The sequence below is a fragment of the Vibrio sp. 10N.286.51.E5 genome (assembly GCF_041469125.1).
In the GTDB taxonomy this organism is placed as follows: domain Bacteria; phylum Pseudomonadota; class Gammaproteobacteria; order Enterobacterales; family Vibrionaceae; genus Vibrio; species Vibrio crassostreae_C.
Genome location: NZ_JBFRJZ010000050.1, coordinates 10983 through 31165, shown reverse-complemented (window position 1 = coordinate 31165; position 20183 = coordinate 10983). Strand labels below are relative to the sequence as shown.

The window sequence follows — 20183 nt, the reverse complement described above, 5'->3', positions numbered from 1 at the left end:
ATCTATCGAGTGACGGCTTTGGAATTTGATGCCAAAGCCGTTTTCCTAGTTCTCGACACTAACCTTTAAGCATCTAAGCATCGTCACTCTTTTTTAAATACTGATGCCAATTTTCATTGATCACGTCAAAGTGCTCAACGCAGAACTCTTTTCTGTCTTTCAAATAGTCGTTTTCCACTTCATCGAGCAAGTTCTTATAGGCATCGGGATCGCTGCCATACACCAAGCATAACGTGGAGAAGTAACGCTGCAGGTCGAAACTGTGCTCGTCGATGTATTCCCCCAAGTCGTAATACTCTGGGCGGTCTTCTGACTCGAAAGCGAACATGTCTGCAGCGCTGATAGCAGCGTCGGCCCCATGCTCTACGTAGTTAAGCAGTAGCACGGTTGCTAGGTTATCAACCGCATCTTCTTCTTTACCCAATATGGCAATGTTCTGATCTTCGATATACGCATGCCCAGTCTCGTGTAGCAGGGTGTGCAGCAAGGTATCAATAGCGCCGGTTTGCGCAGATTTCCCATACTCTTTTTCGTATTGGTTCTTCTCAAAGTAATTGAGTGACTCAGCGTAAAAACTGTAAGGGATCAGTACTTGATGGGTTTGTGGATCGTAGAGTGGTCCTTCTTCCCCGCCATATTGAATGGTTAATGGCTTCTCAAACATGAAGAGTTGGTTTGATAGGTCGACCACGGTGTCATTAACGCCACTGCTTTGAATCTCTCGTTTGAGCTGCTCTTCTTCGGTATTTTGCGGTGTAGAGTACTCGACGATTAGGTTACTTTGGGTGGCTTGTTCACTAGATGCATAAGTTGTGGCAAACATTGCACTCAGGGCTAGGCTGCAGGTCAATGTTCGTTTCAATAATGTCATCGGCTATCCTTGTGATTACGTTGCGATTCAGAGTCGTGCTGGGGGTAACAACTCCAAGCTGTGTACCCTGATTTAGTTATTGCGTTAGAGTATAAGTTTAGACGGAATTTTGATGCATCGAGGACTGCAATTTTTGAAGTAGGCGCTATCCTATCAATGAATAATTCGCTTAGAGATTCGCCACAAAGAATAAGTAAGCTGAATGAGCGGTGTCGATGTGATTCGTTTCTATTGGTAATTAACAGATAAATTTCGGTTCAACACAACCCTTGTGCTATACTCCGCGCCCCAATCCGAATTGGCTTGTTTAATCTTAGGAAATTATTATGAGTGTTAAAAACGAACTTCAACAAATTAACAACCGTCTAGACAAGTGTCGCCACAAGTTAGATGCTGCTAAAACTCGTAATGATCGTCCTGTTGTTCGTCAGTTCGAGGAAGAGATTAAGAAGCTAACTAAGAAAATTGCCCAGCTTAAACACAAAGAAAGCTATGATGTGAACCAAGAGCGTAAGTCTCTGGTTGATATGCCATTTAGCCGTGAGATCACTAAGGCTGAGCAAGCGGATATGGGTAAACTTAAAAAGTCTGTTAAAGGACTCGTAATTGTTCACCCAATGACGAAGATCGGTAAAGAACTTCGCATTGAGGTTATGACTGGTTACGCACCGAAAAAATTCTAATTACCAGCGATGGTGATGAAAGAGGAGCTAGAAATAGCTCCTTTTGCTTTTTTAGGTATTAAGAAAGCAGAGTCAGCGGCATAGATACTCACGCCGTTTTCAACTTTTAGGAGGTGATTGTTGTCACAAATCCTTTTATCTCCTATAAAAGTTAACGTGCTACTAACATGGTACTAAGCGATCGCAGTAATGTGTTCGTTTTTCGAATCCACACTTTCTCTCCAGTTTGTATAAATATAGGTAGAGCAGCACAAATAATTACAGATAAAACTAGACTCATTAGGGAAGATGAGAACGTAAAAAAATAGAGGTTATATGAATCAATTAATTTCAATTGGACCACTAGAATCCTTCCTAATCGCGATTAGTGTTTTGTTTCTAGGTCATTTCGTCAATGCAAAGCTTCCGATTCTCAAAAAGTACAACATTCCAGAGCCCATTGTCGGCGGCTTGATTGTCGCTTTTGCTATTACAGCCCTGCACTTTAACGGCCTTGATCTTGAGTTTTCCTTGCCCCTGCAGAACACGTTTATGTTGATGTTCTTTGCAACGGTCGGTCTTGCGGCGAACTACACGCAGCTGATAAAAGGTGGTGCTAAGGTATTCCTATTCTTAGGGGTAGCGTCGGTTTACATCATTATCCAAAACGGTGTAGGCGTAACCTTAGCTACGGCACTAGGCCTTGAACCCTTGATGGGTTTGATTGCTGGCTCTATCACCCTTTCGGGCGGTCACGGCACAGGCGCGGCTTGGTCTCAAACTTTTGCAGACACTTTTGGCATTGCAAATACGCTAGAAATCGCGATGGCTTCAGCGACCTTTGGTTTGATCATCGGTGGTATTATCGGTAGCCCAGTGGCGCAAAAGCTGATTGATAAAAACCAGCTTGAATCTGAGTACGGCACTGGCACGCAAACACATGAACGCTTCCCTGAACTTGTTACTTACAACGAGTATGAAGAAGACAAAGTGACGGCGAAGAAGGTGATTGAAGTGTTGTTCATCCTTCTTATCTGTATCACGGGTGCGAAGTACCTAGAGCAGTGGGTGGCGACTTTTGAAATTTCTTGGTTGATGATTCCTGACTTCGTTTACGCTTTGTTTATCGGTGTGTTCATCACTAACGTGTTTGAAGTGACTAAGCTGCATAAGACTGACAGCGAAACGGTCGATATTCTTGGTACGGTGTCATTGTCACTGTTCCTAGCAATGGCGCTAATGAGCCTTAAGCTTTGGAACATATTTGACCTTGCGATTCCGTTCTTGGTTATCCTGGCGGTTCAGGCGGTTGTGTTAGGTATCTTCTCTTACTTTGTGACGTTCAAAGTAATGGGTTCTAACTACGACGCAGCGGTTATGGCAGGTGGTCACTGTGGTTTCGGCCTAGGTGCAACACCAACAGCGGTAATGAACATGGGCTCTTTGGTGAACCGTTTTGGTCCTTCACCACAGGCGTTCATGGTGGTGCCAATTGTTGGTGCCTTCTTTATCGATATCGTTAACCTGATTATCCTTCAGGGTTACATCTCGTTTATCGGTTAATGTTCGCCTTTACTTAAACGCAATGTGCTTATCGCACTAAGATGAATACAAGAAAGCCAGTCTGTTGACTGGCTTTTTTTGTTCTTGTTTATCGAGGTTTTCTTGCCTGATACCCCTGCGGTTAGGGCTCTGTCACATCAATAACTAGGGCGTGTTGATCTTTCGAGCTGATTTTTGCAGTGAGTTGCTGGGTATTTATACAAGGCAGAGGCATCGATGTGTAGCTAGCCTACATGAGAAGCCGATAACGCAGTAGAAATGACCAGCAAACGCTGCCCGAAGGGTTCGAGCTGGGCGCCCCCGCCAAAAGCGTTTTACTCTTTGTTGAGGGAGGTTTGCTTAGAATGACTAGGCTACTTCTCCCTCACCGCGATTAAAACGCTTTTGACTAGGCGTCCCCATCCGAACAAAATTTAACCACGAAAGGTCAACACGCCCTAAAGTGTTGTAACGACTTCATCAAGAGCTAGGCGCGCTTTTGGTTTGCCGTAGTTGTAGTCTTCGCCGTCTTTGTGGTAGCCGATAGCTAGAGCTACATCAACAACGTGACCTTCTAGTTCGTCAGCAAACTCTTCGCTGATCATAGCTGCATCTACACCTTCCATAGGTGTTGAAGCGATACCTAGACGAGCTAGTGTGTGCAGTGTGTTACCTAGTGCGATGTAAACTTGAGACTTAGTCCAGTTACCGTTGAAACCTGTTTCGTCTGTGTTCATTTCTGCGAATGCGTAAGCACCTAAGAATTGCTCGTACATTTCAGCTGGTAAGTGACCAGAGCTTACTTCTGTATCAGCACGCTTCGCGAATTTCTCTTTAGTGTACTTAGGATCGTGAGCAAACAGGATTGTGTGTGACGCTTCTTTCGCATGTGGTTGGTTAAACTGGAACATGTTTTCGAAAGTATTGTGGAAGCGTTGTTTTGCAGCGTCACTCTCAATGATGATGAATTTCCAAGGCTGAGAGTTGATAGAAGAAGCTGACAAGCGAAGTGCTTCTTTGATTACTTCCATGTCTTCCGCAGAGATGCGCTTTTCTGCATCGTATTTTTTAGCTGTGTAACGAGTGTTTAGATCAGTAATGATTGGATGAGTCATGTTGAATCCTAATATCTATCAATAATAAATGTTGTAGGGTTTTATGTTCAGTTACGTCAACAATAAACGGATAACCAATTTAAACGAATCTCAATAGATTGAACGTCTAAATAGTTATCGAACATGCCCCAATAAATCGAGTATCTGCGGTAGCTCAAGTCGATGGGTGTAAGATAATAGAAGAATGACTCGGGAAAAATAGCGAACATATCAAATCACTATGGTTAATAATGTCCATAATGATTCAATAAGTGTGATCTTAATGGAGGTGGAATCTCTAGATTCAGTAGCTTAGTACGCTTTGATACCATATTGGCGCAATAATGGCGGAAGTACGCTGTCTAGGTTGGGGATATCTTCTGGCGTGATTTCGATTAAACCAAAACCATGCTCTTCATAGATTTTTCTCGTAGCTTCACGTTTATTTTCGGCGATTGGCGCAGAATCAGTTCCCCAGAACTGGATGTATACTTTGCCACTTGGTAGATAAAAATCGCTGATCACTTCTTTTGATATCGGAAGCGGACGCTCGTACGCATGGACCACTCCTGCCATATAAAGCCAGTTATCAATGATCAGCTCTCCCTTTGATCGAACATAATGCCCGTCTAAGCTTCGGTGCTTCGCCTCAAATTTCTGACGAAAACTGGAGAATGACACATCGGTCGAGTGGCTTTCAGCATCATGCCCTAGGAATTCAACAACAGACTGCTTTAAACGTTTATTGCGAACCAATGAGTCGTGCCATACCACGAATAAGTTTTGAGTCGCTTTGTCTTCTCTTTGTTCACCTCCGGCTTTTAAGCCTGTAGAGGTGACATGCCAACCGTCTTCTTCTTTTGTTATCCAACCAAGCTCGTTGAGCAGTAAGTTGATTTTCTTTGCGCTGAGTTGAAAGGCACTGCCAAGCTGGGTGGCGGTGAGTGTTTTTCCTGAGAATGAGTCCAAATCGATAAGCAGTTTCTCTGGCCAGACAATAAAGACACCAAACTTCTTGTGTTCGACATATTCCCCACCAAAGCTTTCTCCCCGTTCTGTGAGAATCCAACGCTCTTGTGAACGCACTATATAGCCCGCTGTTTTTAGATCGCTAAATAAAGCTTTAGCTTCTATGCCTTTTTGTTTAGCGAGTGCGGATGTGGAAATTTTGTCTGACATAGTCTTTTCTCAAATAGCGGAGTGATCAGCTGATGGGTGTTGGATATATATGATGCGATAGCGTTGGTAAATACCATATCACATCTATCAATGCTAACTGCAGTTCAGTGGTCTATGTTTTTAGTAGAGCGTTAGGTCTCGTTTTGTATGTTTAGCAAAATGTAGCTCAACCTGTAATTAAATTACAGGTATCGCGATTTTGCTCATCTGGGTGCATATTTTATATACGTGACACGATGTTCTTTTATACGGTTTATACAGATCTTAGATGCTATATTTTATTAAATGTGACTTTAATCACATTTTATTTTTAAGTATTACAAAATAAAATGTGATCTAGATCGTGTGTTGATGATATCTATTCTCATTAATTTAGCTTTGTAATTTAAATTCATGGTGTTTTTGTGATCTAAGGTGTGCTTGTTAACCCGAAAGTGCTTTTCGTGTGTGATGGCTATCACGAAAGTTGGGCTAAGGTGCATTTTGGAAATGTTGTGATACATTTTAATCGACTTTTGAGTACACACTTTCGGTCATTTGACCAACCAATACATTACGGGGTTCTACCTATGTTATCACCAGAAGCAAAGATTAAGGTTCAAAACTTTGGTCGTTTCTTATCCAATATGGTAATGCCAAACATCGGCGCATTTATTGCGTGGGGTTTCATTACTGCACTATTCATCCCAACGGGTTGGTGGCCTAACGAAACGTTAGCATCAATGGTTGGTCCTATGATTACATACCTACTGCCACTATTGATTGGTTACACCGGTGGTAAAATGGTTGGTGGTGACCGCGGTGCGGTAGTGGGCGCTATCACAACAATGGGTGTTATCGTTGGTACTGATATCCCAATGTTCATGGGTGCAATGATTGTAGGTCCACTAGGTGGTATCGCAATTAAGAAATTCGATGAAGCTGTTCACGGTAAAGTGAAGAGTGGTTTCGAAATGCTAGTGAACAACTTCTCTGCGGGTATCATCGGCATGATCTGTGCGATCATCGCGTTCATCGTGATTGGTCCTGCGGTTAAGATTCTGTCTGGCGGACTTGCGGCTGGCGTAAACGCAATGGTAGAAGCGGGTGCACTACCTCTAGCATCTATTTTTGTTGAACCTGCGAAAATTCTATTCCTAAATAACGCAATCAACCACGGTATCTTCTCTCCACTAGGTATCCAGCAATCTGAAGAGATGGGTCGCTCTATCTTCTTCCTAATCGAAGCAAACCCAGGTCCTGGTTTTGGTCTTCTACTTGCTTACATGGTGTTTGGTAAAGGTAGCGCGAAGCAATCTGCTGCTGGTGCATCTATCATCCACTTCCTAGGGGGTATCCACGAAATTTACTTCCCTTACGTTCTAATGAACCCACGTCTAATTCTTGCGGTAATCGCAGGTGGTATGGCGGGTGTATTCACTAACGTAATGTTCGATTCTGGCCTTATCTCTCCAGCATCACCAGGCTCTATCTTCGCAATCTTACTGATGACGCCAAAAGGCTCTTACATCGGTGTTGTATTGTCAGTTATCGCAGCAACAGCAGTATCTTTCTTAGTGGCTTCAATTCTGCTTAAAACTTCAGCTCAAGATGACGACGAAGACTCTCTAGAAAAAGCTTCTGCACAAATGAAAGACATGAAAGCGTCTTCTAAAGGTGCAGCAGCAGAAGCAAACGTAAACCTAGCGGATGTAAAAGCAGTTTATGTAGCGTGTGATGCGGGTATGGGTTCAAGTGCAATGGGTGCAGGTCTACTACGTAAGAAAGTAGCAACAGCTGGCCTAGACATTGAAGTAACCAACTACGCAATCAACAACCTACCGGCTGATTCGCAAATCGTTATTACGCATAAAGACCTAACAGACCGTGCTCGTAGCACTGTGCCAGGTGCGATGCATATGTCTCTAAGCAACTTCCTAGACGGCGGCGTATACGACCAACTAGTTGCCGAGCTTGTCGATGCTCAAAGTGGTGAAGCGAAAGTAGAAGCTCCGGCTCCTGCAGCAGCTCCAGCGCAAGAAGGCAACAAGCTTGCACTCAATGACGACAGCATCTTCCTTGGCCTTAAAGCGACTCAAAAAGAAGACGCAATCAAGTTTGCTGGCGAACAATTAGTAAAACTTGGCAACGTATCACCAGAATACGTAGATGGCATGTTTGCTCGTGAAGAGCTTGTGTCTACTTACCTAGGTGAGTCTATCGCAGTACCACACGGCACAATCGAAGCGAAACAGTACGTACAAAAAACCGGCATCGTTTTCTGTCAGTACCCTGAAGGTATTCAGTGGGGCGAAGATGAAGATGATATCGCGAAGATGGTTATCGGTATTGCCGCACAAGGCGATGAGCACAACATGGTGCTGATGGCTATTACCAATTCACTCGATGATGAAGAAGCTGTGGAATGCCTACAGAACACAACAAACCCTGCTGATGTTCTACGTATTCTCAACGGAAACTAAAAAGCTCTAGTCAAGCTCCTGAGTGAAGGAGGCCGGTATCCCCCTACTGGCCTCATTTTCGGTCTTAATCTTTCTAACAAGATTCAGTCTGAATAGCTTACTGCTTAATGCCTAGGGCACATCGTCAAGGCATGTTGTTGAGCAGTTAGCTATCTAGATTCAAATATTTATAAGGTCAAAATTATGAAAGCGTTACATTTTGGTGCAGGTAATATCGGTCGTGGTTTCATTGGTAAGCTTCTTTCTGATGCTGGTATGAAGGTTACGTTTGCTGACGTAAATGAAACGGTTGTAAATGCGTTAATTGAACGCCAAGAATACCCAGTTAAGATTGTTGGCGAAGAGTGTGTTGTCGAAGTTGTTAAGAACGTGACAGCAGTAAACTCAGCGACAAGCGCAGTAGTAGATTGCATTGCTGAGTCTGATCTTGTGACGACAGCCGTGGGCCCTACGGTTCTTAAAATCATCTCTAAGTCTATCGCTCAAGGCATTGAAAAGCGTGCAGCAGCAAACAACACTGCACCAATGAACATCATCGCGGCAGAGAACATGGTTCGCGGTACTAGCCAATTAAAAGCAGCCGTGTTAGAGCACCTTTCTGATGAAATGAAAGCGTTCACTGAAGAGCACATTGGCTTTGTTGATTCTGCGGTTGACCGTATTGTTCCACCGGCAGAAGCGGGCGAAACAGATCCTCTAGCGGTAACGGTTGAAACGTTCAGCGAGTGGATCGTAGATCAAACACAATTCAAAGGTGAGATTCCAAACATCCCAGGAATGGAATGCACTGATAACCTAATGGCTTTCGTTGAGCGTAAACTGTTCACGCTAAACACAGGTCACTTGGTAACGGCATACCTTGGTGTGCTTGCAGGTCATGAGACTATTAAAGACTCTATCGAAGATGACGTAATCCGCGCTGAAGTAACAGCGACGATGGAAGAGAGTGGTGCGGTTCTGATTAAGCGTTACGGCTTTGATCCAGAAGCACACGCTGCCTACATCCAAAAGATTCTAGGTCGTTTTGCTAACCCGTTCCTACGTGATGAAGTAGACCGCGTTGGTCGTCAGCCAATTCGTAAACTGAGCCCGCAAGACCGCCTAGTTAAGCCTCTAAACGGTACATTAGAGTACGGCCTACCGAATGCTCACCTAGTAAAAGCAATCGCTGCTGCGTTCCATTACAAGAACGAAGACGACCCACAAGCGGTTGAACTTCAAGCAATGTTCGCAGAAAAAGGCTTTGCTGAGACATTAGCGCATTATTCTGAGCTGAATAGTGACTCAGAAGTTGTTAAACTAGCGGAAGAAGCTTATCTAGCATTGAAATGATAAACCATCAAAGTGCCACACCAGTGGCACTTTCTTATTGTCGAGCCGTTATGCCAATACAAACAAGCCATGAAACTGAATTACTCGAAGCCCTTTCGGAAGCTGAGAGTGCTAGCGCTTGCCTAATGGCTGCTTATGATGCATTGGACGACACGGTAGATGCCGTATTAAAAAACATCTTTAAGAAAGACGACACTGCAATTAAGTTCGTTGTCGAGCCACTTCTCAACAGTGGTGGGCCGTTAGGCGAGATCATGATTCGTGCTAAGTTGCTACTCGGACTTGGCGTGATCAGTAAAGAACTCTACGACGATCTTGAGGTTTTCGTTACCTTGAAAGAGTGGGCGAAAATACAGGGTGAAGACACCAGCTTTACAGAAGTTGATGTGATATTTGAGCTCAACAAGGTGCACGCGATTCAGCGTATTATGCCTATCGAATATGACGCGGAGATGGTGGAAACGATGTCTGGCCCAATGCTTGAAATGTTCTTGGGGCGACATAATCAAAAGGTGAAGTCGACGATCGTATTAGCTATCACTGACATTATCACTACCCTATGCCGAGATAACGCGCTGAGCTCTTAGCTCTAGTTTGCAGCTCTGCTTATCTTGTTTCGCATCCTACATAACTTGTAGCTGTTCGTTCGTTTCAATACAAAGATTTAAATGATGGCGGTTTCTCTCGTTGGAGAAATCGCTTTGTTGTTTTTGTGCTTCTAAAAAATATCCGAAATATCTTCACATTAAATACAAAAGCAGCAGGCACAAAAAAAGCCACATTCAGTGGCTTTTTCTATTCAAGACGCTCTCTTTATAAAAACGCCCTGCTATTCAAGACTATAGGAATTATAGGTCTTGGATGTTCTCAGCTTCTAGCTCTTGGAAGTAGCGTAGAGTCTTAACTTTTAGCTCTTGTTGAGCTGGCTCATCAGCAACGATGATAGCTTTACGGTGCATCTGTAGAGCTGTAACAGTCCACATGTGGTTTACAGAACCTTCGATAGCCATTTGAAGCGCTTGAGCTTTGTTGTGGCCTAGAGAAAGGATCATCACTTCTTCTGCATCTAGAAGAGTCGCAACACCGATAGTTAGTGCGTATTTAGGAACTTGGTTGATGTCGCCATCGAAGAAACGAGAGTTCGCGATACGAGTGTCTTCAGTCAACGTTTTGATACGAGTGCGTGAAGATAGAGAAGAACCTGGTTCGTTGAATGCGATGTGACCGTCGATGCCTACGCCGCCCATGAACAGGTTGATTTTGCCGTATGAACGGATTTTCTCTTCGTATGCTGCACAGTGAGCATCGATATCTTCAGCTTTGCCGTCTAGCAGGTTGATGTTTTCTGCTTGGATATCAACGTGGTTGAAGAAGTTCTCGTGCATGAATGTGCGGTAAGACTCTGGGTGGTTAGGGTCGATGCCAACGTACTCATCCATGTTGAATGTTACAACGTGCTTGAAGCTAACTTCGCCAGCTTTGTAAAGTTCAATTAGCTCAGCGTAAGTAGTTAGAGGTGTGCTACCAGTAGGAAGACCTAGTACAAATGGACGCTCAGCCGTTGGAGCGAACTTGTTGATTGAATCTGCGATATGACGAGCAGCCCATTTACCTACTTTAGCTTTGTTGCTTAATGGAATAAGTCTCATTGATTTTGCCCCTAGAAATAAAATTTTATAGTGTTCTGAAACATTAATTCGCATTATAAAATAAGTTATCCAGTTCCGCTATTGTTTTAGGTCAAGTTTTTGCTTTTTTCGTCGTAACTGTGACTGGAACTCTCAAAATTGCACAATTATTGTATGGATATTTGGTGGCGTTAAACAAGATTAATACGTTTGTCATATACAGCAATGTTGATCTAATTCAGCACCTGAAAGGGTTGGTGTGTTTCTATGCCTTGATACGATTATTGCAATAATGGCATCGCTCGAACCATTGACGAATTTTGGTGCATTAACGTGTTTCGAGTATAAACAAGCCTTGAGCGTATAGTTGAAACTAGAAAAATAATGATGGCAATGGAGCGCTATCGTGATAAAAGACAGGGGCAGGATGAAGAACGATGAATCTCAGTGGGATGAATACCCATAAGATTGAACGAGAGCTGTGTTTTAGTCACGCTATCGCTATGAATTGTATATAAATATTGGTAAAAATGGATAGGTTGGCTAAACTTACCAATTACAAAGAAGATGTGTGTTTGAAGGCAAAAAAAAGCCCAAAGTGATGAGGTATCACTTTGAGCGATTTTACTAATCTTCTAACACTAACTCACTTTCGTATTCTTCCCTAGATACGTCGCCGCGTTTGCAGCCGTTTAGGGTGTGAAAGCGACGGCGTCCACGAGCCAGTTGAATGTACTTCAACCAAACACGCTCTAACTTGGACTTTGCCTTATGAGGGTGAGACAACACTTTAATGAAGTGTTTTTCTTCTGCATTGATTGGTGCTAGTTCACCAGTTTCAAGTGCAAGCATAGTGTCACCAAACAAGGTTAGGATTTCCTCTTCTGAAAGAGTAAAATCACCCGACTTAGCGAACCCTCTCGGGAATTTAATGGTGTCATAAAAACGTTTTTTTCCGTGTCGGAATTCGGTCTCAGACATATCAGCCTCAGTAATGTGGTTAGATAGAAATTAGTGTTTATTGCTCACGCGAAAATATTGTTAAAAGGCTAAAATAGGAAACAAAATGTTTTTGCCTTTACGATAAACAATCCTAGATCGGCTAGTTAGCAGATTTATTACAGAGATGTATTTGATGGATGTGAAAGTATTTAGAACCTTTCTTGAGGTTGCAAGGGTGCGCCATTTTGGGCGTGCAGCTGAAAACTTGTATTTAACACAAGCGGCGGTGAGTGCGCGGATCAAACAGCTTGAAGGCTATTTTGATACTCAGCTCTTCATTCGTGACCGCAATAACATCAAACTCACATCTTCCGGTGAACGTTTGATTGGTTATGCCGAAGTGATGGTGTCCACCCTACAACAAGCCAAATTTGAGCTGTCGTTAGAGAGTGGTAAAGCCTTGCAGTTAACGCTGGGCGGCACGCCGAATATTTGGGATGCGTATCTGCAAAACTGTTTAAGTGTGGTAACCGACTCTTTTGGTGGTTACGGCTTTATGGCAGAGGTGATGGGGCGCGAGCAACTGAACCGTAATTTGTTAGAACGAACCTTAGATATGGCTTTCGCGTTCGATCAGATCAAAGCAGAAGAGCTGAACTGTAAAAAAGTCGCTGACTTGGTTTTGGTGTTGGTATCAACGCAGCAAGATGATCTGGAATCTGTATTTCAACATAAGTATGTTTATGTGGATTGGGGAACGCGCTTTGGTTCTGAACACGCAGAACGTCACCCTAAAGTGCCAGCACCGTACCTACGTACCTCTACAGCCCGTATCGCCCTCGATTTCATTTTAGAGAAAGGCGGCAGTGCGTATCTTCCGGTGTCTCTAGTCGAACCTTTTATCGATTCGGGTCAGCTGCACAAGGTGAAAGGGGTTGAAGACTGGTATCTCCCAATTTATCTGAGCTACCGTAAAAGCAGTACCTCGGTTGATGCGATCATGCAGGTTGAGAAGTTGGTTAATGAGATTGACCCATCGACGGCTTACACATTGCAGCAAGCCGCTGAACAAGCACCTGAGTAACGGCATTCGCGGTAAGCAGTGGCTTTGCTGATTAGATTCAATAAAAAATGGCTCCCAACTAATTGTATAGTTGGGAGCCATTTTTGTTTTAAACCAGAAATGTACTTCTTTTCGGAACTAGAGATCGTTTCTAATTCCATAAATATCGTTTAAGCCTGGTATGTGTAGCCTTTATTAAAAGCCCTATAGGTTCATTAGATTCTCAATAGACTCTTCAAGAGAGTGTGACATGTACGAATGGATTTGATTGCCATCCGTTGCGTCAATCTCGATCATAGAAATCCCGTTGTCCGCTTTGTCTTCAAGAAAGCTTAGAGACTGCTCGACTGATTGACTGGTGAGAACCTGTTGATTTGATAAAACAATACGACATGTGTGTAGAACCATAGCCTTTTCCTTTTTATATTCGATAGGTCTCTGCATCTTGGCGTGCTAAGTACCGATCGTTGACGTTGTGAGAAGAATGTCCTCTCTAGGTTAAATTTAGTCGAATTGAATAAAATTAAAACCCTTTTTTGTGATTTATCTGACCTTCGCTTCCGAAAGTGGCTAGCGACAATGGTGGTTCACGGTAAACTTTTAGGTATCGGAACAAACGCTATGGTAAGTGGGAAGAGTACGGCATGTCGAAAAAGATCAATCACAACAGCAGCTTAACCAGTGAGCAGTGCCATTTGGCTCGATATGCACGAGATGCTCGCTTTGATGGGATGTTTTTTACAGCGGTGAAAACGACAGGAATTTTTTGTCGCCCGATTTGCCCAGCCACACCACCCAAAGAAGAAAACGTCGAATATTTTTCCCATCAAGCTCAAGCATTGAAAGCGGGATATCGTCCTTGTTTACGTTGTCGACCAGACAGCGCACCTTTTTCGCCGGCTTGGAAGGGCGTCGAAACCACTTTCTTACGTGCGATGCAGTTGATTGATAATGGCGCTCTGAATTCAGGATCTATCGTCGACCTTGCAACGCGGTTAGGTATTTCAGATCGTTATTTACGAACCTTATTCGACAATTACATCGGCGTGTCACCCAAGCAATATAGTCTGTACAGTCAATTGATGTTTGCCAAGCAGTTGCTGCACACCAGTAGCATGAGCATTACTGATGTCGGCTTTGCTAGTGGCTTCAATAGTACGCGCCGTTTTAATGATGCCTTTCAAAAAGAGCTGCAGCTTTCGCCAAGCCAAATTAGGCGAGCGAAGCCAAGTGACACTCAGAGTAATCATATTCAGCTTGGTTTTCATGGACCCTTAGATTGGAACCACTTGTTGAGGTTTTATCGACGAAGAATGATTGAGGGCTTAGAAGGCGTTGGCGAAGATTATTATAAGCGCACGGTAAATGTGAACGGGTCAAAGGGTTGGTTCAAGGCGACTTTAGCCAAAGATAACCGCTTGGATATTGAATTCGAGTTGGATGATATAAGCCAATTAAGAAGCTTGATTGCGAATATCCGCCGTATGTTTGATCTTGATGTCGATATTGCCAAGGTTGAGACGTTCTTTACGACTATCGATCCTAACTTGGTGGCTAAGAGTGGTATCCGTATTCCTGGCGTGTGGAGTGCTTGGGAGGCAGGCGTGAGAGCGATTCTAGGACAGCAAGTTTCGGTAACCGCGGCGATTGGTCAGCTTAACTTATTGGTCAAAGAGCTTTCTGATGAACATGAGAAAGCCAGCTTCCCAACACCAAAACAGATAGCGGACGCTGATGTTAGCTTCTTGAGAATGCCGGGAAGCCGCAAAGAGACCCTAAAGCGTTTTGCCGAATACATGGTCGACAATGAAGCTGAGCATCCTTCCAAATGGATTGAGCTAAAAGGGATTGGGCCTTGGACTATTCAATATGCACTGCTTCGCGGGTTAAGCGAACCTAATCATCTGTTGGTTGGTGACTTGGTGGTGAAGAAGTTTATTGAGCATCGCCCCGCCATCAACACGGAGAGTGTTTCGCCTTGGGGTAGTTACGCCACGTTCCACTGTTGGAATCAGTCTTAATCGGAATACTAAGCTAGGAGATATCATGGACAACCGTTTTACTTACTATGAGAGCCCATTGGGAACCGTGACGTTACAGGCGAACGATGAAGGCTTGCTCGGCCTTTGGTTCGAGACACATACCACCAAGCCGGAACCGTTGGGTGTTCAAGATGATAGCTTTCCGATCTTTGCATTGGCTATCGAGCAGCTTAATCGCTATTTCTCGGGCGAAGCTATTCAGTTTTCTGTGCCGATTGCAGCCAAGGGCACGCCATTTCAGCAGTCGGTTTGGCAGGCGCTGACGACCATTCCTTATGGAGAGACTTGGAGCTATGCACAACTGGCCGATGCGATAGGCAATCCGAAAGCCGTTCGTGCTGTGGGTTTGGCGAATGGCAAAAATCCGGTTTCAGTGATTGTGCCGTGTCACCGTGTGATTGGTAAAAACGGCAAACTGACGGGTTATGCAGGTGGCGTAGAACGTAAACAGCACTTATTGGTGATAGAGGGAAGAGAGCAAGACTAGCAAGCGATTTAGCCATGAGCCTGTCGAGATGCTGGCTGAATATCTCGTACTACTTAATGGTGAAGGCGAGTGGTTCTTAAAATATGACTTTGCATTAAAATCAACGCTTTCTGGGAAATATCGATTTGGTTGCATATTCTTTGACTATGTTCTCTAGGCAAGGATGCCCAAATGAATAGATTCCCCTTACTAATATCTGGCTGCAGCTCTGCATTATTGCTGACAGGTTGTTTAACTGATACCAGCCGACCTTTCGAGGTTCCACAGCTTGCTCTGTTCAAAGGTATGTATGAGAACGCAGATAATGACAGTTATCTACTTTTTGAATCCGGGCAAGTGACTTATCAAAGAACGGATAATTCCGTGACTCGAACCTATCGTGTTGATGATGACTTGATCACCATTGAATTCAATTCTGGAAGCAGCCGAACTGACTCTAGACTAGTGATGCGCATTCAACAGAAGGGCGAGATGCTAACTTGCAACCAATGTCCAGCGATACAATTGAGTAACGTCTGGACACTTGTAGATAAGCCTGTGAAAGACAGTTCGAACTAGAAAAGATCTCCGAATTAGAAAAGATCGCCATTAAGCCATAGGTGTGCAGCGATACTGACGGCATAGCCAATCATGATCACTGGCATCCATTTCAAGTGGCCAAAGAAGGTGTATTTGCCATGCGCCGCGCCCATTAACGCCACACCTGCCGCACTACCAATAGATAACAAGCTGCCGCCAACGCCTGCGGTTAAGGTGATCAGTAGCCAGTTACCCATCGACATTTGAGGTTCCATCGATAACACGGCAAACATCACCGGAATGTTATCGACAATCGCAGATAAGATCCCCACCATGATGTTGGCCCAAATTGGATCCCATTGGCTATACATCACGCCAGAGGCAAGCTCCAAGTATCCCAGTAGACTCAAGCCACCTACACACATTACCACGCCGTAGAAGAACAGCAGAGTGTCCCATTCGGCATGGGACACTCTTCGAAATACATCAAAGGGCACGACTGAACCGAGTCGCTTCAATGCCCCCCCATCATTGTTGGCAATCGCCACCGCTTTTTTCTTCGCCAGTGAATTTGGTAAGGTCTTACGCAAGAAATAACCAAAGAACTGTAGATACGCCAGCCCCATCATCATGCCCATTACTGGAGGGAAGTGGAGTACGGCATGGAAAGCAACCGCAGTGCCGATGGTCATGATGAACAACAACACGATGCGTCTTGCACCGCGTTTTAATTCAACGTGCTGATGCACCGTGTCGGGTTGGGTTGTGGGAACAAAGTAAGACATGATCATTGCAGGGACGAGGTAATTCATCACTGAAGGAATAAATAAGGGAATGAATTCACTGAAGCTCACATAACCAGCCTGCCACACCATCAACGTTGTGATGTCACCGAATGGGCTGAACGCGCCGCCAGCGTTAGCGGCTATCACGATATTCACACAGGCTAGGTTAACGAATTTAGGGTTAGATCCTGCGACTTTCAGAACCACGGCGCACATCAATAGAGCTGTGGTGAGGTTGTCGGCGATCGGTGAGATAAAGAAGGCCAGAATACCGGTTAGCCAGAACAGAGAGCGGAAATTAAAGCCTTTGCCCACCATCCACGCTTGCAGCGCATCAAACAGTCTTCTCTCTTCCATGGCGCTGATGTAGGTCATGGCGACGAGTAGGAAAAGTAACAGCTCAGCGTATTCCAGTAAGTTGTGTTCGAGTGCTTGCTTAGCGACTTCAACAAGGTTGTGTTCTTGGTAGATAAAACCAATGATTATCCAGATCAGTCCTGCTGCAAGTAACACTGGCTTAGATTTTCGGAGCTTTAGGTACTCTTCCATCATCACCACGATGTAGGCGACAACGAAAATGGTCAGGGATAGGTAGCCAGCGAATGAGTTGGTGAGCTTGAGTGGTTCTCCCAACTGAGAAGTGGCAGCACCTGCTACCGAAGAAAAGAGTAACAAAGAGAGAACAGCAGAAAGCTGGATACCTAACATGGATTACGCTCCGAAGTTAATAAGTTATTAACACGGGTAAAAGCGTAGACCTAAATAAGCATGTGGGGTGTGATAGATATCTTAATAATTCAATAGATTATAGTGAAAAAGAAAGACGGTGGCGAAAGTATTAGCTTTGATGGATACTCCTGGCAACTCAGGCTTAGCATTGATTGCGTCGCTTCAAAGTACTGATGCTGGCGCGGGGCGATCGTTAACTTCTTCTCTTCAGGTACAGTACTGTTCACCCTTCCAGTTATGGATGGTTCTTTGGCGGTAACTTCGTCAATTGGCCTAGCGGTTGCTGTGATGTTTATCTTCAAGTTTGTTGGTGCAATACATGAGATGTATCATGGGACCAATTGGTATTGAAGGTCGCTATATTCCAGTGATGATCGCGATTTCAGTATTGAATGCCTTTGGTGCAATGTTCTTGATGAACATTATTTTGTAACGTGACTTTGAACGGTTAGTTGCGAACAGCTTTCAGACGTTACAAAAAAGGAAACCCCGTTTGGCTTTCACCAAACGGGGTCTATTCTTTTCGTAGCCATCCTGCTACTGCGCGTTACTTATCTTTCAATAGGTAACTGGTGCTCCCTGCATCGTTCCTTGACGTGGCTAAATCCTTTAACCTATCCAATTCATCGCCGTCCTAGCGGTGTCCTTGCCAACTCATCATCCTGATAAGCGACTCTATCCTAGAGCATAACTTCCTTGCTGATAACTCATCCTAAGTCACCAAATCTTCATCCTGAAGATACCTAATCCGTTAGGCTTTTTCCTGTTCCTGCCAACTCCCTGTCGACATGTGTATTAAACACTGCAGAGGCTTTACTCACAATCCACCCTAAGAAATAAATGTACCCGCTGATCGAAAGAAATATGCGTGGATTCATACAAAACAAGGGCTTGGGTTTGTATTTTACGAATTTTCTGCGAAGCTTGATTGTGATCTCTTACGTTCGGTGTGAGAGATCTCTTACAAGTGCTCGGGCGCGATTTTCATTTTATCTCGGCGGGTGTTGTCGAACAGATAACAAAGAATACTGAGTAAACACAAAATAATAGGGAAATATGATGGTTACAGCACTTTACGCAGCCTTGCTGACGATCGTAATGATTTGGTTAGCGATAGAGGTGATCAAGCAAAGGCGAATCAATCTTGTTGCTCATGCTGATGGCGGTGTTGAGTCGTTACAGATAGCACGTTCGGCACAAAGTAATGCTATGGATTACATCCCAATCACGGTGATTTTGATGGGATTGTTAGAGATGAATGGTGCCGGTGTGTGGCTGATTCATGTCATTGGTGTGGCGTTTATTGTGGGGCGTGTGATTCATGCGAAAGGGATCTTAGCGAAGAACTTCAAAGGTCGAAAAGTGGGGATGGTGTTAACGCTTATCTGCATGATCTCTTTGATTGTCCTAAACTTAGCTTACCTACCTTTTGATAAAATGTTCTAGGGAGCATTATGGCGTTGCGTCTTCCTCCTGCTTGGGCGATTGTCCTTGCAGGCTTGATACTCAACATCATGGCGATTGTCATGTCGAGCTTGGTGCTCGATAAAATTGAAGCTGAGAAAGCGGAGTACAACGATCGCAAATACGGCAATGTGTACTCAATACAGCTTGCTTGGAATACGATTGAAACCCTAGAGCGCAAGCGTGAAGCGATTTTGATTCACCTTGATAAACTAGAAACGGTGCAGCCGACCACGGTTCTCGACGAAGCACTGCGTGGGCAACTTAGGCGTTGGGTGAGTAGCGAAGTGCCAAGTATCTCTTTGGCTCACTTACCGAAACTGATGATGCTGATAAACAGTGCACAAGAAGCGCAACGAACTCGAATCGATGATTACTATTTGGATAACCTGACCTTGGTTGAGTTAATCCAAAGGCTTGATGAGAAAATGGCTTTCTATAAGAACATCGCCCTGTTTCTTCAAGTATTTGGTTTGGCGCTTATCTTAGCTCGCGACCTCGCTAGAAGACCTTAATCTTTAACCTTAATGCCTCCATTTACTTATCGACTTGTATCATTAGCGAGACTCATTTGGCAGGTTAGGGTGCTGCTGGCCTTGGTATTTTGGTAGCTGTTCTTTCAGCCCCTTAAACGTGCTCAGCGCACTGCCTATCGATAACTTGTTCATCAACCAATTTGGCAAGATGCCCCCTGCGTTCGCATACGCGGTGTAGGTGATGTAGGTATTGGCATTAGTCAGCGGTTGCAGTGTCCAAAGTGCGTCCACATCGTAGATTCGAATGTACCCCGACTCTTTCGCCAAATAGTTCGACGCATCCTTTATCGACAAAACAAACTGCCCACCCTCGATGCTGTATTTTGAGTAGGTCACCATGTCTCGATCTCTGGCAGGCCACGGTGCTTTGAATTGGGTATAGACGATGTTTTCATCTTCAGATATCTGCATCAACACACGGCTTTGCGATACATTATCTATCCAGTTTGGCACGTTCTCACTGTCTTCCAATAACAGTAAAAAACCGGAGTAAGTGGTGGGCGTTTGCATCTGTGCTCGTATTTCGACCAAGCCTTCGCTGTGTGGCCTTTTATCAATCATGATGCCATCTTCACTTTTGACGAACTGCCATGGGTTGGCATAAGTCAGTGTCGATAGGGCGCAGAGGCCGAGTACCAAAATCCTAGGTAATGTCATTATTCTTCCATAAAAAGAAAAGCTTATCTGCTAGGAGTATAGAATATAAATGGACTTTGTAGGTGTTGCCAACCGCTTTGGGGTGACCTATTTGGGGAAAATCCCAATGAAAACGGAAGCGTTCGGTCGCTTCCGTTTTATTCTTGGGCAATGGATAAGCGCTGTAGGCTAGAACTTAGAACTTAGAAC

The 20183-nt window shown here is 44.3% G+C and carries 20 protein-coding genes and 1 pseudogene; 13 read left to right on the top strand and 8 right to left on the bottom strand.

What is annotated here, in order from left to right; genetic code table 11:
* Positions 1 to 73 precede the first annotated feature (73 nt).
* A complete protein-coding gene (locus AB4161_RS17600; protein WP_017060970.1) occupies positions 74 to 871 on the bottom strand; it encodes a DUF4344 domain-containing metallopeptidase in 798 nt (265 codons plus the stop codon).
* Positions 872 to 1197: 326 nt separating this feature from the next.
* On the opposite strand from AB4161_RS17600, the gene AB4161_RS17595 reads away from it, so the two are divergent.
* Together AB4161_RS17595 and gltS are read left to right on the top strand one after the other, a co-directional pair.
* Complete coding sequence (locus tag AB4161_RS17595; protein ID WP_017060971.1) at positions 1198 to 1554, top strand: YibL family ribosome-associated protein; 357 nt, start codon at positions 1198 to 1200, stop codon at positions 1552 to 1554.
* 315 nt (positions 1555 to 1869) lie between these two features.
* Complete coding sequence (gene gltS, locus AB4161_RS17590) at positions 1870 to 3096, top strand: sodium/glutamate symporter (RefSeq protein WP_017060972.1); 1227 nt, start codon at positions 1870 to 1872, stop codon at positions 3094 to 3096.
* Positions 3097 to 3533: 437 nt separating this feature from the next.
* Here gltS and AB4161_RS17585 read toward each other — a convergent pair whose 3' ends face one another.
* Both AB4161_RS17585 and AB4161_RS17580 read right to left on the bottom strand, forming a co-directional pair.
* The gene (locus AB4161_RS17585; protein ID WP_017061511.1) at positions 3534 to 4190 is read right to left on the bottom strand and encodes an NAD(P)H-dependent oxidoreductase; all 657 of its coding nucleotides are present in this window, start codon (positions 4188 to 4190) and stop codon (positions 3534 to 3536) included.
* A 291-nt stretch (positions 4191 to 4481) separates the two neighbouring features.
* Positions 4482 to 5348, bottom strand: coding sequence for a hypothetical protein (locus tag AB4161_RS17580; RefSeq protein ID WP_017070219.1), 867 nt, complete (start codon positions 5346 to 5348; stop codon positions 4482 to 4484).
* Between the two features lie 569 nt (positions 5349 to 5917).
* Between AB4161_RS17580 and AB4161_RS17575 the strand changes: the two genes are divergently transcribed.
* The 3 genes from AB4161_RS17575 (at position 5918) to AB4161_RS17565 (ending at position 9729) form a co-directional block, all read left to right on the top strand.
* Positions 5918 to 7810: a PTS mannitol transporter subunit IICBA gene (locus tag AB4161_RS17575; protein ID WP_372083730.1), complete on the top strand. Its 1893-nt coding sequence runs from the start codon at positions 5918 to 5920 to the stop codon at positions 7808 to 7810.
* A 183-nt stretch (positions 7811 to 7993) separates the two neighbouring features.
* Positions 7994 to 9142 carry a mannitol-1-phosphate 5-dehydrogenase gene (locus AB4161_RS17570; RefSeq protein ID WP_009846102.1) on the top strand — a complete coding sequence of 383 codons (1149 nt, stop codon included), beginning with the start codon at positions 7994 to 7996 and terminating at the stop codon, positions 9140 to 9142.
* A gap of 50 nt (positions 9143 to 9192) precedes the next feature.
* Entirely contained in the window at positions 9193 to 9729 is a 537-nt protein-coding gene (locus tag AB4161_RS17565; RefSeq protein ID WP_198592367.1) for an MltR family transcriptional regulator, read from the top strand.
* A 261-nt stretch (positions 9730 to 9990) separates the two neighbouring features.
* On the opposite strand, the gene nagB is transcribed toward AB4161_RS17565, so the two are convergent.
* Positions 9991 to 10791 (bottom strand): glucosamine-6-phosphate deaminase, encoded by an 801-nt coding sequence (gene nagB, locus AB4161_RS17560; protein ID WP_017057618.1) that lies wholly within the window; start codon positions 10789 to 10791, stop codon positions 9991 to 9993.
* A 606-nt stretch (positions 10792 to 11397) separates the two neighbouring features.
* The gene (locus tag AB4161_RS17555; RefSeq protein WP_017061517.1) at positions 11398 to 11751 is read right to left on the bottom strand and encodes a DUF413 domain-containing protein; all 354 of its coding nucleotides are present in this window, start codon (positions 11749 to 11751) and stop codon (positions 11398 to 11400) included.
* 154 nt (positions 11752 to 11905) lie between these two features.
* Between AB4161_RS17555 and AB4161_RS17550 the strand changes: the two genes are divergently transcribed.
* Positions 11906 to 12796, top strand: coding sequence for a LysR family transcriptional regulator (locus AB4161_RS17550; RefSeq protein WP_017061518.1), 891 nt, complete (start codon positions 11906 to 11908; stop codon positions 12794 to 12796).
* Between the two features lie 183 nt (positions 12797 to 12979).
* On the opposite strand, the gene AB4161_RS17545 is transcribed toward AB4161_RS17550, so the two are convergent.
* Entirely contained in the window at positions 12980 to 13183 is a 204-nt protein-coding gene (locus AB4161_RS17545) for a hypothetical protein (protein ID WP_017061519.1), read from the bottom strand.
* A gap of 236 nt (positions 13184 to 13419) precedes the next feature.
* Between AB4161_RS17545 and AB4161_RS17540 the strand changes: the two genes are divergently transcribed.
* The 3 genes from AB4161_RS17540 to AB4161_RS17530 all read left to right on the top strand — a co-directional run bounded on the left by AB4161_RS17540 (position 13420) and on the right by AB4161_RS17530 (position 15862).
* Positions 13420 to 14796, top strand: a complete 1377-nt coding sequence (locus AB4161_RS17540; RefSeq protein ID WP_017061520.1) for an AlkA N-terminal domain-containing protein — start codon at positions 13420 to 13422, stop codon at positions 14794 to 14796.
* 25 nt (positions 14797 to 14821) lie between these two features.
* Positions 14822 to 15304 (top strand): methylated-DNA--[protein]-cysteine S-methyltransferase, encoded by a 483-nt coding sequence (locus AB4161_RS17535; protein WP_017061521.1) that lies wholly within the window; start codon positions 14822 to 14824, stop codon positions 15302 to 15304.
* A 171-nt stretch (positions 15305 to 15475) separates the two neighbouring features.
* Positions 15476 to 15862 (top strand): hypothetical protein, encoded by a 387-nt coding sequence (locus AB4161_RS17530; protein ID WP_372083729.1) that lies wholly within the window; start codon positions 15476 to 15478, stop codon positions 15860 to 15862.
* 14 nt (positions 15863 to 15876) lie between these two features.
* Here AB4161_RS17530 and nhaD read toward each other — a convergent pair whose 3' ends face one another.
* Entirely contained in the window at positions 15877 to 17316 is a 1440-nt protein-coding gene (nhaD, locus tag AB4161_RS17525) for a sodium:proton antiporter NhaD (protein WP_017061523.1), read from the bottom strand.
* 109 nt (positions 17317 to 17425) lie between these two features.
* Between nhaD and AB4161_RS17520 the strand changes: the two are divergent.
* The 3 genes and pseudogenes from AB4161_RS17520 to AB4161_RS17510 form a co-directional block, all read left to right on the top strand.
* Positions 17426 to 17652: pseudogene (locus AB4161_RS17520) on the top strand (YjiH family protein); the annotation flags it as partial.
* 744 nt (positions 17653 to 18396) lie between these two features.
* Positions 18397 to 18783 carry an MAPEG family protein gene (locus AB4161_RS17515; RefSeq protein WP_017065075.1) on the top strand — a complete coding sequence of 129 codons (387 nt, stop codon included), beginning with the start codon at positions 18397 to 18399 and terminating at the stop codon, positions 18781 to 18783.
* 8 nt (positions 18784 to 18791) lie between these two features.
* The gene (locus AB4161_RS17510) at positions 18792 to 19316 is read left to right on the top strand and encodes a hypothetical protein (protein ID WP_017067247.1); all 525 of its coding nucleotides are present in this window, start codon (positions 18792 to 18794) and stop codon (positions 19314 to 19316) included.
* A 42-nt stretch (positions 19317 to 19358) separates the two neighbouring features.
* Here AB4161_RS17510 and AB4161_RS17505 read toward each other — a convergent pair whose 3' ends face one another.
* A complete protein-coding gene (locus tag AB4161_RS17505; RefSeq protein ID WP_372083728.1) occupies positions 19359 to 19994 on the bottom strand; it encodes an START domain-containing protein in 636 nt (211 codons plus the stop codon).
* Positions 19995 to 20043: 49 nt separating this feature from the next.
* Here AB4161_RS17505 and AB4161_RS17500 point away from each other — a divergent pair, with 49 nt between their 5' ends.
* Complete coding sequence (locus tag AB4161_RS17500) at positions 20044 to 20166, top strand: hypothetical protein (protein WP_372083727.1); 123 nt, start codon at positions 20044 to 20046, stop codon at positions 20164 to 20166.
* The last annotated feature ends 17 nt before the right edge of the window (positions 20167 to 20183 follow it).

What these genes read in the sequence shown, in the direction of transcription:
- AB4161_RS17600 (WP_017060970.1), bottom strand. Translation starts at nt 871, where the DNA reads ATGACATTATTGAAACGAACATTGACCTGCAGCCTAGCCCTGAGTGCA.
- AB4161_RS17595 (WP_017060971.1), top strand. Translation starts at nt 1,198, where the DNA reads ATGAGTGTTAAAAACGAACTTCAACAAATTAACAACCGTCTAGACAAG.
- gltS (WP_017060972.1), top strand. Translation starts at nt 1,870, where the DNA reads ATGAATCAATTAATTTCAATTGGACCACTAGAATCCTTCCTAATCGCG.
- AB4161_RS17585 (WP_017061511.1), bottom strand. Translation starts at nt 4,190, where the DNA reads ATGACTCATCCAATCATTACTGATCTAAACACTCGTTACACAGCTAAA.
- AB4161_RS17580 (WP_017070219.1), bottom strand. Translation starts at nt 5,348, where the DNA reads ATGTCAGACAAAATTTCCACATCCGCACTCGCTAAACAAAAAGGCATA.
- AB4161_RS17575 (WP_372083730.1), top strand. Translation starts at nt 5,918, where the DNA reads ATGTTATCACCAGAAGCAAAGATTAAGGTTCAAAACTTTGGTCGTTTC.
- AB4161_RS17570 (WP_009846102.1), top strand. Translation starts at nt 7,994, where the DNA reads ATGAAAGCGTTACATTTTGGTGCAGGTAATATCGGTCGTGGTTTCATT.
- AB4161_RS17565 (WP_198592367.1), top strand. Translation starts at nt 9,193, where the DNA reads ATGCCAATACAAACAAGCCATGAAACTGAATTACTCGAAGCCCTTTCG.
- nagB (WP_017057618.1), bottom strand. Translation starts at nt 10,791, where the DNA reads ATGAGACTTATTCCATTAAGCAACAAAGCTAAAGTAGGTAAATGGGCT.
- AB4161_RS17555 (WP_017061517.1), bottom strand. Translation starts at nt 11,751, where the DNA reads ATGTCTGAGACCGAATTCCGACACGGAAAAAAACGTTTTTATGACACC.
- AB4161_RS17550 (WP_017061518.1), top strand. Translation starts at nt 11,906, where the DNA reads ATGGATGTGAAAGTATTTAGAACCTTTCTTGAGGTTGCAAGGGTGCGC.
- AB4161_RS17545 (WP_017061519.1), bottom strand. Translation starts at nt 13,183, where the DNA reads ATGGTTCTACACACATGTCGTATTGTTTTATCAAATCAACAGGTTCTC.
- AB4161_RS17540 (WP_017061520.1), top strand. Translation starts at nt 13,420, where the DNA reads ATGTCGAAAAAGATCAATCACAACAGCAGCTTAACCAGTGAGCAGTGC.
- AB4161_RS17535 (WP_017061521.1), top strand. Translation starts at nt 14,822, where the DNA reads ATGGACAACCGTTTTACTTACTATGAGAGCCCATTGGGAACCGTGACG.
- AB4161_RS17530 (WP_372083729.1), top strand. Translation starts at nt 15,476, where the DNA reads ATGAATAGATTCCCCTTACTAATATCTGGCTGCAGCTCTGCATTATTG.
- nhaD (WP_017061523.1), bottom strand. Translation starts at nt 17,316, where the DNA reads ATGTTAGGTATCCAGCTTTCTGCTGTTCTCTCTTTGTTACTCTTTTCT.
- AB4161_RS17515 (WP_017065075.1), top strand. Translation starts at nt 18,397, where the DNA reads ATGGTTACAGCACTTTACGCAGCCTTGCTGACGATCGTAATGATTTGG.
- AB4161_RS17510 (WP_017067247.1), top strand. Translation starts at nt 18,792, where the DNA reads ATGGCGTTGCGTCTTCCTCCTGCTTGGGCGATTGTCCTTGCAGGCTTG.
- AB4161_RS17505 (WP_372083728.1), bottom strand. Translation starts at nt 19,994, where the DNA reads ATGACATTACCTAGGATTTTGGTACTCGGCCTCTGCGCCCTATCGACA.
- AB4161_RS17500 (WP_372083727.1), top strand. Translation starts at nt 20,044, where the DNA reads ATGGACTTTGTAGGTGTTGCCAACCGCTTTGGGGTGACCTATTTGGGG.